This window comes from Krasilnikovia sp. M28-CT-15, from assembly GCF_047159595.1.
GTDB lineage: Bacteria > Actinomycetota > Actinomycetes > Mycobacteriales > Micromonosporaceae > Actinoplanes.
Genome location: NZ_BAAGAK010000001.1, coordinates 5,936,417 through 5,951,314, shown reverse-complemented (window position 1 = coordinate 5,951,314; position 14,898 = coordinate 5,936,417). Strand labels below are relative to the sequence as shown.

The window sequence follows — 14,898 nt, the reverse complement described above, 5'->3', positions numbered from 1 at the left end:
GGGTCACAGGTCGACGAGTTCGAGCCGCACCGTGGCGACGTCGCCCACGTCGAGAGTCTCGGCCTTGCGCACCGCGCGCTTGATCGGCAGCACGAAGCAGCCCCGCGCGCTGTCCGGAAAGATCGAGGTCCGCCACGTGCTGCCGCCGAGCGTGACCAGCACCCGTACGGACCCGAAGCCGCGGCGTGGTCCGGCGCTCAGCTCACGGATCTCCTCGGACTCTTCGGCCGGCACGCTGACGAAGGTCCAGCTGTCGCCGCGCCGGGCGTCCCAGATCCACAGCTCAGCATCGAAGACGACGACCATGGGCCCCACCCTAGGGGTGACGACGGTCCGCGGGCGGTCACCGGTCCGCGGACCGTCGTGGGCTCACGGCTTGATCAGGCTGATCCGGGTGCCCCAGTTGGCCAGCGCGGTGCGGGTGCCGCCGCAGCTGCCGAACGGGTCGGCGACGTACTGCGAGAGTGTGCACCGCTGGCCGATGTACTCGCTGGCGATCCAGATCCGGTGCCCGTCGACCGCGGTGGCGCCGTAGTCACCCCAGCGCGGCCGGGGCGGGTCGTTGAAGGCCCGGTAGCCGCTGAACCCGTCCTGCGGTCCCACCCCGGCCTTGGCGAGGTAGATCGCCCCGGCGCCGGCGTGGCCGTCGAACGCGGCGTACGCCGCGGAGGGGTAGTACCCGCCACCGGTCAGCGTGAACGCCATGACGCCGTGGCCTTCCGCGGTAACCCCGATCGCCGGGTAGATGAGGTGGCTACCGGCGAGCCCGAGCTGGCCCTGCCGGAGCAGGCTCGCGTGGACCGACGAGGACGACGAGCGGGGCTGCACGATGTACCAGCCGATGCCCGCCTTGGTGGCCCCACCGGCGGGTACCGCGGTGTCGAGCGCCCCGTAGAGCCGCCCGCCGGTGTACGTGACCTGCTGCATCCGGGTGTCGTTGCTGTCCAGCCGCGACAGCGTTTCCGGGGCCAGCGGGTCGGGCGCGCCGAGCAGCACGGTGGCGCACGCGGGCGTGTTGAGACACTCGGCCAGCGGCGCGGGCCCGGCCTTCTGGTCGGCCAGCGGCGGCAGGGAGTACCTGTGCACGCCGACCCGGGTGTCGTGCAGCCGGACGGCGGGGCGGGCCGAGTCCAGCGATCGGGTGTTGGTGAGGCTCCACGTGACGATGCTGTCCGAGACGTAGTCGTCGGTGCCGGTGGCTTCCTCGGCCGCGTTCGAGGAGAGGAAGTACGCCGTGCCCTTCTGGCTGCGGTCGTAGTCGCCGGTGCTCGGCGACTGGGCGGGCCAGAGGGTGAAGCCGTTGCGCCCGGCGTCGGCCGCGGTGGTGTCGAACTGGGTCACCAGCACGTCGGCGTCGCCGCGGGCGAGCGCCCGCTTGGAGAACGCGTACACCTGGGCGCTGTTGTATTCGTCGCCGAAGAACGCGTACTCGTTCGTGGTGAGGTAGAAGCCGTACGCGTCCACGCCGATGTGCGGGTAGTCGCCGATGCACGGGCAGTTCGGGTGCACCGGGGTGCCGTTGCGCCCGTCGTCGGTGGCGTCCACGGAGTACGTCTTCCACACCCCGGTGGGGTCGCCGGTGACCGCGATGTCGAGCTGGTTCTGCCCGGTGAAGTCGCCGTCGCGCGTGGTGCCCAGGGTCAGCACGACCAGGAAGAAGCGGCGGGTGGTGGGGTCGTAGAGGCAGACCGGGTCGGTGATCTCGGGGCCGAACACCCCGGTGCTGCGGTTGATCGCGGGCGGGTAGCCGAAGAACGTGTTGAGGTCGACCACGCCGGTCTGGCCGGTGCCGTTCGCGGCGTACACCCGGAACGCGTCGTTGACCGCCTCGACGACGTGCCCGTTGCCGACGCACAGCGCCTGGTCGGGCGGTTCGAGGCTGAACTGGTTGCCGTTGTTCGCGGTCCGCTGCTGGCGGTGGTTGATGCCGTCGAAGCTGGTGAGCAGGCGGGGGGTGCGGATCACCCCGGGCGGTGGTGGCGGCGCGGGTGTGGTCGCCGATCGCGTCAGCGCGGCGCGGGTCGCCCCGGCGGGCGCGAGGGTGCGGTCCGCGCCGGCCGCGGCCGATACGCGCGCGTCGTCCCCGTGCCGGTGCGGGATCTCGGTGGACAGTGCTGCGGGCACGCCCGTTCCCGTGCCGGTCGGCTGGTATTCGGCGGTGCCGCGCTGGTGGATGTGCCGGACCTGGCCGCCGGGCGCGCTGGGCACGGCGGAGGCGCCGGCACCCGGGACGACCGATCCGAGGGTGATGAGGAGAACCGCGGCGGCGGATCCGGCACGGTGCCTGCTGAGCATGGTTCCCTCCGTGGCGTGCAGCGTCCTGCGGGACAGCCGTCCCTTGCGGTCAGTCTGGCGCCCGGGTGGCAGAACGGAGGAAGGCGCGCCGACAAATGGTGCAATCTGCACTGTACGGACGTCGTACCCGAATGGCCAGGCGCACGCCAACGGGGGCCGGCGCAGTGCGCCGGCCCCCGCCGTTGGGGAAGGTGGTTCGGTCAGATGGTCAGCGACCAGCTGTTGATGTGGCCGGTGTCCGCGGAGTAGACATCCTGGACCTTCAGCCGCCAGGTGCCGTCGGCGGCCTTGCCGGACAGGTCCTTGGTGTACGTGGTGTTCACGTTGTCCGCGCTGTCCGAGCCGCTGGTCGCCTTCAGGTTGTAGACGGTGCCGTCCGGCGCCACCAGGTCGACCCTCAGGTCACCCCGGTAGGTGTGCACGATGTTCACCGCGACCGTCGAGGACGACGAGGCGTTGCGGGCACAGCCGCTGATCGCGATGTCGCTGTACACCGCGGCACCGGCGTCCGGGATGGTCACGTCGGTGTTGTTGGTGCCGGTGCAGCCCGTGGGCGGAGTGGTCGGCGGGGTGGTGCCGCCGTCACAGGTCGGGTCGCCGGACTGCGCGGGCACGCTGACCGCGTCCCAGGCCGCCTTGACCGCGTTGAACTCGGTGCAGCTGCCGGAGAAGAGGTTCTTCGCGGCGGTCAGCGTCCAGGTCCGGTACTTCAGGTACGACGAGCTGGACGTCTTCATCAGCATCGCGTTGTACATGATCTTGATGGCCTTCTGGATGCCCAGGCCCGTGATGGCGCCCGAACCGCTGCACCGGGTGCTGGCCGGCTGGCCGTTGCTCGGGTTCGTGCCCTCCGCCAGCAGGTAGAACCAGTGGTTGCCCGGACCGGCCGCGGCGTGCACCTCCTGGCCCGGCGTGCTGCTCGAGTAGCAGTTGTCGTCACCGGCCAGCGACGGGTTGTACATGTACCGGATCGGGCCGCTGCCGACCAGGTTGACCTCCTCGCCGACCTGGTAGTCCGGCGGGTCGTTCGGGTTGTTGGCGAACGCCTCGGTCGCCGCGCCGAACGTGTCCGCCACGAACTCCTGGGTGTTGCCCCGCGAGATGCCGCCCGGCGTGTTGTCGTCGATGCCGTGGCCCAGCTCGTGGCCGACCACGTCCGCGGAGGAGATCCACTGGTTGGCGGTGTTCTTGCCGATCTGCACCTGGGTGCCGTCGTAGTACGCGTTCTGGTCGTTCAGGCCGACCCGGATCGGCCAGGCGCCGCCGTTGCCGTTCTGACCGTTGCGGCCCAGCCACGACGACAGCATCCCGGTCTGCTTCTGGGCGACGTAGAACGCGTCGACGCAACCGGTCTCCTTGCTGGTGCCGGTGCCGTTGCCCCAGTCGTTGTCCGAGCCGCTGAACGTCGTGTTGTTCGCGGCGTCCTGACAGACCAGCGTCGTCTGGGTCGGGTCCTTCAGGCTGTACGTGCTGCCGGACTGGGTCGTGTTCAGGCTCACCGAGCCGTTGATCCAGCCGGTGCCCGTACCGGTGACGTCGGTGACGTGCTCCCGCGTGGTCAGCACCTTGCCGGTGACGGCGTCGACGTCCACCGTGAGCCGGCTCGGGCCCTCGGCGCTCGTCCCGCGCAGGGTGCTCTCCCAGGCCAGGGCGGGCGCCCCCTCGGTGGTCAGCACGACCAGCTTGGTGCCCTCGACGCTGCTGACCGTCTTCAGCTCGCGCTTGGCGACCGCCAGCGCGGCGGCCTCCTTCAGCTTCGGCGTGACGGCCAGATCGCCGATCGACCCGGACTGGGCGACCGAGGTGTACTTCGTCTTGCCGGCGTTGTCCGTGACCACGACGAAGTCACCGCCGATCACCGGCAGTCCCTTGTAGGTGCGGTCGTACGGGACGAACTGCAGCCCGCCCGAGGAGATGACCGGCCGCTGCACGAACGCGTCGTCCGAGGTGGCGTGCAACAGCTGGGGGCGGCCGGCGACCAGCTCCGACGCGGCCTTCGCGGCCGCCGGGGCGCCCGACGGGCCACTGGGTTGGGCGTTTGCCTGACCGGCTATCGCCACCATGCTGGCAGCGGCTGCGGTGCCGGCCGCCAGGGCGACGATGAGGGGGGTTCGAGATTTCACGCGGGTACTCCTTTCCCACCCGGGGGTTGGCGGGCGGGCTCGACGTCCGGTGACCTGTGCGGCTCACCTGGATGACTTGAGGTGAGACGCTAGGCATCGATGAGGTTCACCGAATCGGGGAAAACCCTTGCGTGCGCCGGGAAAGCGCGTTCACACTTGTTAAGCGGCCCTGCTCACCCCGCGAGTGAGTGGGCAATGTCGTTTGCGTGGTCCGTCACGGACGCCGCGGTCACCGTCGCGCGCACCGGCAGGATCTCCAGACAGCGGCGCAGCGCCGGAGCCAGCTGAGGATTGGGCACCCGCAGCGAGACCGTGCAGTGGGGCACCCACCGGCCCGGCCGGTAGTGGTCCCACACCTCGATCCCGGCCGCGGCAAGGCGCTCGTGCACGGCCCGGTGCGCCGCCAGCAGCTCCGCGGTGGGAGCGACCCCCAGCCACAGCACCCGGCCCACGAACTGCCCGACGAAATCAAGATCCAGCGTCAGTCCCACGCCGAGGCCGAGACCGGCCAGCGCGTCCGCCACCGGCTCCGGGTCGAGCCGGGCCGCCGCGGCCAGCGACACGTGCGGGCGGTGCTTCTCCGAGTGCAGCGACGCCAGGGTCGGGACACCCTCGGCCTCCAGCGCGTGCCACAGCGTACGGAGCCGTCGCGTCGCGTGGACGTCCAGATACAGTTCGAGCGCCGCGACCACCAGCCCACCGTAATGGCATGGCGCCGCACGGTGGGGTGCGCCCGGTAGGTATAACCGGCGCATGCACAGTGAGGAACTCGTCCGTCTCCTGAGTGGGGTGCCGGGCACGGAGGTGTCGGCCGAGTCCGGGGTCGTCACGGCGCACGTGCCGGCCATCGGGGACACCGTGCGGCTGGATCCGGGCGACGTGCTCGGCGCCGAGCAGATCACCGCGCCGACCGGTGCCCCCGCGGTCGAGCTGGGGGTGCGGCGCGGCCATGAGCAGCTGCCGCTCATCGTCACCGTCGATGACGTGGCGTTCATTCCCGCGTACGCGGCGGACCTGCTCGAGCCGGACGCCGACCTGCTGGTGCCCGCCGTGCCCCACCTGGTGGCGTACTCCGAGATGCACCGTGACGTGCGGGCCCTCGGCCGGGCCGTCGACGACCCGGAGCTGGAACTGGACCCGGGCATGCTGGCGGCCACCGTGCTGGTGCACCGGTGCTTCCTCGCCGGGGCGGTGCGGGTCGGCCTCTGGCCGGTACGGGTCGCGGCCTGGTGGGAGTACACGTTCGCCCGGGTCGGAAAGGGCCTGCCGCTGGCGGCGTTCCGGCCCGACCCGCTGTGGGACCAGCTGATGGCGGACGTGACCGAGGCGCGCCGCCACAGCACCCCGAGCGGCTGACCGCGCCGCTCAGCCGCCCAGGGCGGCGGCGCACACCGTGGGGTCGCCGAAGATCACCATGCTCTGCCGGTCGTACGCGGTCAGCAGCGCCACCGACGCGGCCCGCCGCTGCGGGGAGTCCGCGCGGCTGTTGCGGTTGGTCTGCGCCGCCTCACCGAACAGCTGCGCCGCGTGCGTGAACTGCTGCCGGAACGCCAGCCCGATCGGCTCCGGACGACGCTGGAAGCAGCCCGTCCACAAGGCCCGCAGAGTGGCCGCGCTGATCAGCTGCCCGGTCTCCGGGCGCTCCAGCGTCCAGTCGAACGTGGGCTCCACGTGGCCGATGAACGCCCGGGCGGGTTTCGGCGCGGACAGCAGCGCGGTGGGCAGCGGGGCCACCCGGTGCCCGAGCGCGGCGACGGCGTCCAGCACGGTCGCCACCTGTGACCCGGCGGGCACCAGCGCGGTGAACCGGCTGGTGGCGTCGCTGCCCGCGGAGCAGCACGCGTGCGCGTACCAGATGGCGCCGTCCGGCTGCCAGGCCGCCAGCAGCGCGGCCGGATCCAGTGGCTGCCGCTCGGCGTCCACCGGCAGGCCCAGGTCACGGGCCATGGCGTCCGGGTCGGACAGCGGGCCCGTACGGCCGTGGCTGGTGGTGACCACCACGGACGGCCGGTTCGCGGCGAGCGCGTCCACCAGCGCCCCGGCGGTGGCCTGCGGGCCGCGCAGATACCGGGCACCCGCCCCGGTGTCCGGGTCGGCGGCGAACTTCGCCGCGAGCTGCTCGGCCACCGCCACCCGCATCAGCTCGGTGATGTCGTCGGAGTCGGTGGCCCAGACGACCGGCTTGGCGGCGCACACCGCCGAGTCCGCCCACTCGGTGAGCAGGCATTCGACGTACCGGTCCAGGGCCGGGGCGGGCAGGTCCAGGCGGCCGACCGCGCAGGACAGGTTCAGGCGGCACTGCAACTCCCACGGCAGCTGCGCGGGCCCGCCGGCCAGCAGCAGGTACGCCGGCAGCTGCCCGCGGCCGGTGCCGGTCGGCCCGCCCGTGATCGCGACCCGCTGGTGGTCCCCGGCCGGGTACACCCGGCGCAGCAGGCCCAGGCCGTCCTCGGCGGCGTACCGGAAGACCGCCGGGCCGTCCGGGCCCGCCCGGGCCTGCGCGAGGCGCTGGATCGCCGCCGGGGCGTCCACGAGGCCCGCCTGGTCGGCGACCGGCGCGCCGGTCCACGGCAGGACCACCCCCCAGCCCACGTCCGCCCGCCGCCAGTCGCGCGGGTCCGGTGGCTCGTCCGCGGCGAGGACCAGACCCGCCTCCCGGGCGCGGTCGTCCACCTCCTGACCGAGGATCCAGGCGGCTGCGGCGGGTCCGAGCTCGGCGTCCGCGGGCGCGTCCGGCCACGCGTTGATGGCCAGCGTCCGCGGCCAGCCGTCGCTCACGTCGCACCCGCCGGTGCGTCGGCCGGGCCGCCGGGGCCGGGTGGTGGGGCACCGGCGAGGCGGCGCAGTTCGGCCACGGCGTCCGGCGGGGTGTCCGCGGGCAGCCGGTTCAGCAGCGCCGCCACGATGGCCATCGTGACACCGTCCGAGGTGAGCCCCGGCGGCCCGGCCACCGGTGGGGCCGGCTCCTCCGGCCCGGTGTCCCAGACCTGCGCCGCGAGCCGCACCTGGAACGGGTCGAGCCGGGTGTACAGCACCGGCAGCGTCCACTCCCCGAACGTGGTGGCGTCGTCGCTGTAGCTCTCCACCAGTGCCGCCCGCGGCGCGTTCAGGATGTGCGGCCAGTCGATGTCGCGGTCCACCACCCCGGCCGCGGGCCGGGCCAGCCGGGTGCCCAGCTCGGTCAGCAGCTCCCGGTAGAACACCCGGGAGAACTCGTACGCGGCCAGCGCCTGCACGGTCTCGCGCATGCCCAGCGCGGCGGGCACCCCGGCCGCCGCCAGCGAATGCGCCAGCGAATGCACCTCCTGCGCGGCCATCCCGCCCTGGCAGCAGTTCAGCACCACCAGCCAGACCCCGAGCGGCGCCAGCAGCGTACGCATCTGCTCGATGTGCAGCCGTACGCTCGGCGTGGCCGGGCCCACGGCCTGGCGTTCGACGTCCTGCCCGGTGGCCAGCAGCAGCCGGGGCTGGCCCTGATCCGCCGCGCCGTGGCAGAAGAAGTGCAGCACGTGCGGGCGGCTGTCGGTGATCGCTCGCAGCACGTCGGTGCCCCGGTCGGGCACGGCGACCGCGTGCAGGTCCCGGTCCTGGGCGGCCACGTCGCTGATCTTGTCGAGCAGGTCCTCCTCGCCGACCAGGACGGTCACGCTGACCCGGATGCCGGTCGCCCGGGCCGCCTGCACGGCCGCGTACAGGCCGGACCACTCCTGCTCGGCGGGCACGCCCAGGGCGGAGAGCACCGCGGTGATCCGCAGGTGCCCGGTGAACGTGGGCACCGCCCCGGCCAGGTCGATGCCCTGCTCGGCGATCCGGCCGATCGGGGCCCGCTCCAGCGCGAGGAAATGGTCGCCCTCGTCGCAGAGCATCTCCCAGTTGTACAGCTCGGCCCGCTGATCCAGCAGGTTGAACATGATGGACTGGGACTGCCCGGCCGGGGCGCCCGCGGCGTTGCTCAGCGCGCGCCGCACGTCCGGGTGCTGGGTCAGCTCCTGCCACAGCCGCCGGCCGTACTCGCGCACCCAGCCGTTCGGCGGCGGCGCGGGTTTGCCGGTGGGCAGTTGCGCGGCCGAGCACACCAGCTTGCGCGGCTTCGGATCGGTCGGCGGGATGGGGCCCCGCTCCAGCCGGAAACACAGGGCGTCGTCGCGGTCCGGCCCCACCTGGATGATCACCCGGCTCATCGCGGCACCTCCGGATCCGGTGGGGCGTCGCTGAGGTCCACCACCGGTGTCGGTGCGCTCTCGTGCTCCACGGCGGGGGCCTCGGCGTACCGGTCGACCACCCCCTGGATCAGCTCCAGTGCCTTCGCCACCCCATCGCTCAGCTCCGGCGGGACCGGCTGGTCGTCGCGCCACTGGTGCAGGCGCCACTCGTACTGTTCGACGAAACGCTGCGACGCCGACACCCAGGTCGGTGTGGCCGGGGCGTCGGTGAGCAGCTCGCGCACCTTATCGGAGGGGGCCGTCCCCGGTGCCGCAGCGGCCGCGCCGGCCCGCTCGTCGCGGCCCGGCTCCGTGGCCACCTGGAACGGCTGGCAGTACACGAACACCGCGCCGCCGCCGTCCGGGGGCAGGGTCGGTTCGGGGCTGGTCATCAGCCGGTAGCCGTCGGCCAGCGCCCGCAACTGCGGGTCCAGGCGCGCCTCGTGGTGCAGCAGGGTGGTGGGCCGCAGGTCCGCGATCGTCGTGGCGACCAGCCGCAGGCCCATCTCCGACGGGTTGCCCGGCGGGGAGGTGAACCCGCAGCCCCACGCCCCGACCTGCAGCAGGAACCGGGTCAGCGCCGCCGTGGACACCACGGACAGGCCGGTGTCCGCGGGATCCGCCGGGTTCTCCGACAACGTCAGCGCACCCTGGTCCAGGCGCAGCACCGCCCCGGCGAGGAAATGCACCACGTCGACGCCCTGGCCGCACAGGGCGTCGCGCATCCAGGTCAGCCAGGCGTTGCGGTGCTGCCCCACCGACGAATCCGTGGAGGCCGCATACAACGGCGCGCGGTTGGCGCCCAGGTACCGCTCGTCCGACTGGGTGCCGCCGATCGCCTGCGCGGCCGCGGCCGCACCCGCCGGATCGTGCAGCAACACCCGGTCCGCCCGGTCCACCGGCGACTTGGCGTGCCGCAGCAGCTCGTACAGCGCGGCGGTGGGGAAGATGTGCAGGGTGGTCGGCAGCGGGACCGCACCGACGATCGCAGCGGCCAGGCGGCCGACCAGGTCCGCCTGCTCCCGCAGGTCCCCGGGGCCGTCGTCGGCGCACAACGCGACCGTCACCGCCCGCCGGGACCGGACCGGCTCGACCACGAAATCGGGCAGCCGCAACACCGGCACCGGCAGCACCGGGGCCAGCAACTGCTCCCACGGCACCAGCCCGAGATGCCCGAACGGGCGGACCAGGTGCAGCCACAGTGGCCGTTCCGGCGCGGCCGCCTCCCGCACCGCGTCGGCCAGCTCGGCGGCGATCGCCGCGGGCAGCCGGAACTCGTACCCGGAGCCGTGGCTCTGGGCGCAGTCCAGCACGGGCGGCAGCCCCAGCTCGGTGGCGGGCAACTGCCAGTTCGCCACCGGCTCGGGTACGTGTTCGCGGGTCAGTTCCAGCTCGCAGCGCACCGACGGCGGGTCGGCGTCCGCCAGCAGCCGGATCTTGAGCGCGCTCAGGTCGTACCGGCGCTTGAGCATCTCGGCCATCGCGTCACCCCGCCCGGGTCATGAGGTCGTACAACATCCACCACGTGCTCGGGTTGCTGATTTCGCCGTGCGACGGGATCGCGCGGGTGCCGTCCACACCGACCACTTGCAGGCCCGGTGCGGTCAGCGCGTACCGGGTGGTGGGGTCGAGGATCGGGGTGAGCGCCGCCTGCGCGCCGAGCGGGCGCGGGCCGAAGCCGCCGAGCGCCGCGTAGCGGCTCGGCGGCTCGTCGGCGGCGATGTCCGCCTCGCCGAGGTCACCGGCGCGGCGCAGCGCGAGGTGGAAGAACTTCGTCAGCGGCTCGTCGTGGGCGCTGTAGGTGGACAGGATCGGCTGGCCGACCCGGTCGAGTACGGCCCGGTAGCCGCCCGGGTGGCCGTGGCCGTCGGCGTCCGCGGCGAAGCACAGGTGCGACACCGCGGGCTCCAGCAGCAGCGCCGAGTGGACCGGCGCCGGCAGCGCGGCCGGGGCGGCGATCGCGGACAGCAGCACTTTCGCCCCGAACGAGTGGCCGACGACGTGCACCCGGGCGCCGGTGCCGAGCAGCTGCACCAGCAGCGGGCCGACGCCGCGGGCACCCACCCGCCCGGCCCGGTCCTTCATCAGCCACACCGACGCGCCGCGCAGGATCTCGCGCGGCCGCAGGAAGTCCGGCCAGCCCGCCGCGTGCGGGGCTCCGTCCACAGTGGTGGGGGCGGTGTCGAAGTCGGCGGGGTCGGCCGAGCGGCGCTGTCGCGGCGCCTGCCAGGACGCGGCGATCTCCGCCGGGGTCGGGGGTGCCTGCTCCGCGGTCTCCTCGCGGTCCGTGGCGTACAGCGGGGCGAGGATCCCGGCCAGCTCTAGCGCGTCCGCCTCGTCGAGGCTGCGCTGCTGCGCCAGCTCGAACAGCCGGGAGCGGTCGTCCGGGTCCACCACCGCGGCCAGCTCGGCCAGGTCGGCGCGCTCGTCGCCGACCCGCGCGTCGTCGGGTTCGTCGCCCGCGAAGTCGGGTGGCTGGTCCGCGTCCGCCACGAGCAGTTTGCTCGGCCAGAAGATCGCGACCAGCAGCGGCGCGTAGTCGGGCGCGACGGGCAGGGCCCGTTCAGTACGCAGCCGGACGTACCCGTTGAAGAAGTCGTCGTAGCGGCCGGTGGCCTGGCGCCAGTCGTTGTTCCACCCGTGGCAGAAGATCACGATGTCGGTGAACCCGCCGCCGCGCGCCCGGGCCACCAGATCGTCGCGGGTGCGCGGACCGGTGCAGGCGCCGTCCGCATCGAACGGGACCACATACCACGGCACGGCCGTGCCCTCCGCGGTCCGCACCATCCGGTACGGGCCCACCGGCAGCTGATCGGTCACGTCGGCACCTCCCGGGTTCGCAGGCCAGGCCTGTGATGTGGGTCTCTCCATGGTGATCCCGCCGTCACGCGACCGACAAGGTCGGTCACTCATCTGACAGGACTGCCGCAAAACAGGCAGTCCGCAGGTCACGGGGTATCGCCGCAACTGCCCGGTACCCGATTCGTCGGGGACCCGGCAACCGGCGGGACCGACTCTTCGGGCATGACCACATGGCGGGATCAGGTGATCGGGGAGCTGGCGCCGCTCGGCCTGCAGGCGACCTTCGTCGACGCGTTCGGCAACGAGCGCTCCGTGTCCGACGCCACCCTGGCCCGGCTGCGCGACCAGCTCGGCGACGCACCCCGCCCGGCTCCGGCCACGGTCCCGCTCGTCGGCTGGCCCGACTGGGGACACTCGGAACTGGTCGGCGAACTGGTCTGCGAGAACGGCGAGGTGTGGCAGCTCGACGGGTGGCTGCCGCCCGAGGTCCCGTACGGCTACCACCGGCTGACCGGGCCGCTGGCCGCGAACCGGCTGATCGTGGTCGCACCCCGCACGTTCGGCGAGCCGGAGCGCGGCTTCGGGATCGCCGCGCAGCTGTACGCCGCCCGGTCGCACACCTCGTGGGGTATCGGCGACTTCGCCGACCTGGCCTGGCTGGCCCGGCGTACCGCGGCGGCCGGTGGCCGGGCCGTCCTGGTCTCCCCGATGCACGCCGCCCGTCCGTCGCGGCACCAGAACCCGTCGCCGTACGCCCCCGCGTCGCGGCAGTTCCTCAATCTGCTGCACATCGCCGTGGCCGAGATCCCCGACGCCGGGCTGGCCGACCTGTCCGACCTGGCCGACGAAGGCGAGGCCCTCAACGAGTGCGACCGCATCAACCGGGACGCCGCGTTCGCGCTGAAGATCGCGGCACTGGAACGGATCTGGGCCGCCGTCGGCGGCGAGCCCGGCCCCGAGTTCGAGGCGTTCGTGGCCGAGCAGGGGGCCGCCCTGCACCGGTTCGCGGTCTGGTCGGCGCTGTCGGAGCACCACGAGGGCGCCTGGTGGGACTGGCCGGAGGGTTATCGACGGCCGGACACCGCCGAGGTGGCCCGGTTCGCGGCCGCACATGCCGACCGGGTCCGGTTCTGGGCCTGGTGCCAGTGGGTCGCCGACCGGCAGCTCGCCCGGGCCTGCGCGCAGGGCGCCGACGTGGTGCTGGACCTCGCGGTCGGCTTCGACGCCGGTGGCGCGGACGGCTGGGTGTACCAGGATCTGGTGGCGTCCGGGTTCGAGATCGGCTGCCCGTCCGACCACGGCAACCCCGGCGGGCAGCGGTGGGGCGTCGCCCCGTTCGACCCGGCGCGGCTGGCCGCGGCCGAGTACGCCCCGTTCGTGGCGATGGTCCGGGCCGGGCTGCGGCATGCCGGTGCCCTGCGCATCGACCACGTGATGGGGCTGTGGCGGCTGTTCTGGGTGCCGCTGGGCGGCGGCGCCGACGACGGCGTGTACGTGCGCTACCACGGCGACGCGCTGCTGGGCATCCTGCGGCTGGAGGCGCACCGGGCGGGCGCCTGGGTGGTCGGCGAGGACATGGGCACGCTGGAGGAGCGGGCCCTGCAGGTGATGGCCGACGCCGGCACCCTGTCGTACCGGGTGTCCACCCGTACCCATCCCGACGAGTTCCCGGAGCGGGCCATGGTGGCCTGCGAAACCCACGACCAGCCCACCATCGGCGGCCTGCTGGACGGTTCCGACCTGCGCACCTGCCAGCTCATCGGCAAGCGGGTCGACCCGGACGCCCAGGCCGTGCTGCGCCGCCGGATCGCCGCGGTCGCCGGGCTGGACCCGGACGGGCTGGACGGGTCGGGCCGTCTGGAGGTCGAGCAGGCGGTCACCGCGATGTACGCCGAACTGTCCGCCTCCCGTTCCCGGCTGGCCATGGCCACCCTGGACGACCTGGCCGGGGTCCGGGTGCGCCCGAACATCCCCGGCACGATCGACGAGCACCCGAACTGGCGTATCCCGCTGCCCCTGCCGATCCATGATCTGTTCGAGCGGGTGCTGGCCCGGCGGGTCCTGGCGACGCTGGCGGCCGACCGGCCGCCCCGGCCGGAGTGCGACGACGAGCAGTGGGCCGCCTGAGCAGGGGCACTGGGCAACCGCTCAAGACGGACCCGGAACGACCGACAAGGAAAACCGTGAGCAAAACATCTGACCATGGCGCTGACGACCCCGCCGCCCCTGCCGCGGAACGGAAGGTCGGCGGCCTGTCGCGCGTGTGGCGGTTGTTCCCCAGCATGCGCGCGCTGCTCGTCTTCCTCGCCGCGACGCTGGCGGGCGGCAACTCCCTGCTGCACGACTGGGTCGCCGTCTCGTACCTGAAGGGGAAGGTGCCCGACGAGGTCCGCGACGGGATGGTCCGGACCATGGGCACCCTGAGCGTGGTCGCGACCGTGGTCATCGTGCTGATCGTCTGGTGGGTCGCGGCCAGCATCACCCAGCCGCTGCGGGCCACCCTGGCGTTCCTCAAGCGGATCGTGGCCCGCGACCTCACCGGCCGGATCCGGGTGGACGGCCGCGACGAGGTCGGCCAGATCGCGGCCGGGCTCAACGAGGTCGTCGCGGAGATGTCCGCCGCCCTGGCCGGGATGGGCGACAGCGCCGAGGAGCTCGGCCGCTCCGCCGCCCGGCTGGCCGACGTGAGCACCCGCCTCGACGGCAGCGCCACGCATGCCTCCGGCCAGGCGGAGTCGCTGGCGCGGGCCTCGGGTGGAGTCAGCGGCAGTGTGCGCCGCGCCGCGGACGGCATGGCGGACATGTCCCGCTCGATGTCGGAGATCGCCCAGAACGCGGGCCAGGCCGCCGAGGTGGCCGACGCCGGTGCCCAGGCCGCGGCCCAGACCAACCAGGTGGTGGCGGGCCTGGCCGCCAGCACCGCCGCGATCGAGGACGTGGTGAAGACGATCACCGCGATCGCGGAGCAGACGAACCTGCTGGCACTCAACGCCACGATCGAGGCGGCCCGGGCGGGCGAGTCCGGCAAGGGTTTCGCCGTGGTGGCCGGGGAGGTCAAGGACCTGGCACAGCAGACCGCCACCGCCACCGAGGACATCCGCCGCCGGATCGCCGCGATCCAGGAGGAGAGTGCGGACGCGGTCACCGCGATCGGCCGGATCGCCGAGGTGATCACCAAGGTCAGCGGCCTGCAGCAGACGATCGCGTTCTCGGTCGAGGAGCAGACCGGCTCGGCCACCGAGGTCAGCGCGGCTGTGCACGACGCGGCGGCCAGCACGGACGACATCACCGGCGGCATCGACACGGTCGCCGAGGCCGCCCGCGGCACGGCCGCGGGGGCGGTGGAGACCCAGCAGCTCACCACGGCGCTGCACGACACCGCCACCCAGCTGCGGACGATCGTCGGCCGCTTCCAGCTCGCCCGTACGGACGGCTGAGTTCCGAACGGCCGCCGCCTCCCGACCCTGTGCCGGGAG

Annotated in this window: 11 protein-coding genes; 3 read left to right on the top strand and 8 right to left on the bottom strand. The window is 73.3% G+C overall.

The genetic code is table 11. From position 1 onward, the window contains the following. Positions 1–3: 3 nt before the first annotated feature. From ACMCNO_RS27255 to ACMCNO_RS27240, 4 genes are all read right to left on the bottom strand, one after another. On the bottom strand, positions 4–306 hold the full coding sequence (locus ACMCNO_RS27255) for a DUF1905 domain-containing protein (RefSeq protein ID WP_412752302.1): 303 nt from the start codon (positions 304–306) through the stop codon (positions 4–6). Between the two features lie 63 nt (positions 307–369). After that, entirely contained in the window at positions 370–2,295 is a 1,926-nt protein-coding gene (locus ACMCNO_RS27250; RefSeq protein ID WP_412752301.1) for a hypothetical protein, read from the bottom strand. Between the two features lie 200 nt (positions 2,296–2,495). Continuing rightward, positions 2,496–4,418, bottom strand: a complete 1,923-nt coding sequence (locus ACMCNO_RS27245; protein ID WP_412752300.1) for a M4 family metallopeptidase — start codon at positions 4,416–4,418, stop codon at positions 2,496–2,498. Between the two features lie 173 nt (positions 4,419–4,591). Next, positions 4,592–5,110: a 2'-5' RNA ligase family protein gene (locus tag ACMCNO_RS27240; protein ID WP_412752299.1), complete on the bottom strand. Its 519-nt coding sequence runs from the start codon at positions 5,108–5,110 to the stop codon at positions 4,592–4,594. A 61-nt stretch (positions 5,111–5,171) separates the two neighbouring features. Here ACMCNO_RS27240 and ACMCNO_RS27235 point away from each other — a divergent pair, with 61 nt between their 5' ends. Next, positions 5,172–5,774 carry a hypothetical protein gene (locus ACMCNO_RS27235; protein WP_412752298.1) on the top strand — a complete coding sequence of 201 codons (603 nt, stop codon included), beginning with the start codon at positions 5,172–5,174 and terminating at the stop codon, positions 5,772–5,774. Between the two features lie 9 nt (positions 5,775–5,783). Here the strand turns inward: ACMCNO_RS27235 and ACMCNO_RS27230 are convergent, their stop codons facing one another. The 4 genes from ACMCNO_RS27230 to ACMCNO_RS27215 are packed head-to-tail and all read right to left on the bottom strand — an operon-like array spanning position 5,784 to position 11,440. After that, positions 5,784–7,196, bottom strand: coding sequence for a hypothetical protein (locus ACMCNO_RS27230; RefSeq protein ID WP_412752297.1), 1,413 nt, complete (start codon positions 7,194–7,196; stop codon positions 5,784–5,786). Continuing rightward, positions 7,193–8,599, bottom strand: a complete 1,407-nt coding sequence (locus tag ACMCNO_RS27225; protein ID WP_412752296.1) for a CHAT domain-containing protein — start codon at positions 8,597–8,599, stop codon at positions 7,193–7,195. The genes ACMCNO_RS27230 and ACMCNO_RS27225 overlap by 4 nt, the downstream gene beginning before the upstream one ends. Next, the gene (locus tag ACMCNO_RS27220) at positions 8,596–10,101 is read right to left on the bottom strand and encodes a hypothetical protein (RefSeq protein ID WP_412752295.1); all 1,506 of its coding nucleotides are present in this window, start codon (positions 10,099–10,101) and stop codon (positions 8,596–8,598) included. Before ACMCNO_RS27220 ends, ACMCNO_RS27225 begins: the two co-directional genes overlap by 4 nt. A gap of 4 nt (positions 10,102–10,105) precedes the next feature. Further along, a complete protein-coding gene (locus ACMCNO_RS27215) occupies positions 10,106–11,440 on the bottom strand; it encodes a hypothetical protein (protein ID WP_412752294.1) in 1,335 nt (444 codons plus the stop codon). Between the two features lie 204 nt (positions 11,441–11,644). On the opposite strand from ACMCNO_RS27215, the gene malQ reads away from it, so the two are divergent. Beyond that, positions 11,645–13,549, top strand: a complete 1,905-nt coding sequence (malQ, locus tag ACMCNO_RS27210; protein ID WP_412752293.1) for a 4-alpha-glucanotransferase — start codon at positions 11,645–11,647, stop codon at positions 13,547–13,549. Between the two features lie 56 nt (positions 13,550–13,605). Then, complete coding sequence (locus ACMCNO_RS27205) at positions 13,606–14,859, top strand: methyl-accepting chemotaxis protein (RefSeq protein WP_412752292.1); 1,254 nt, start codon at positions 13,606–13,608, stop codon at positions 14,857–14,859. Positions 14,860–14,898 lie beyond the last annotated feature (39 nt).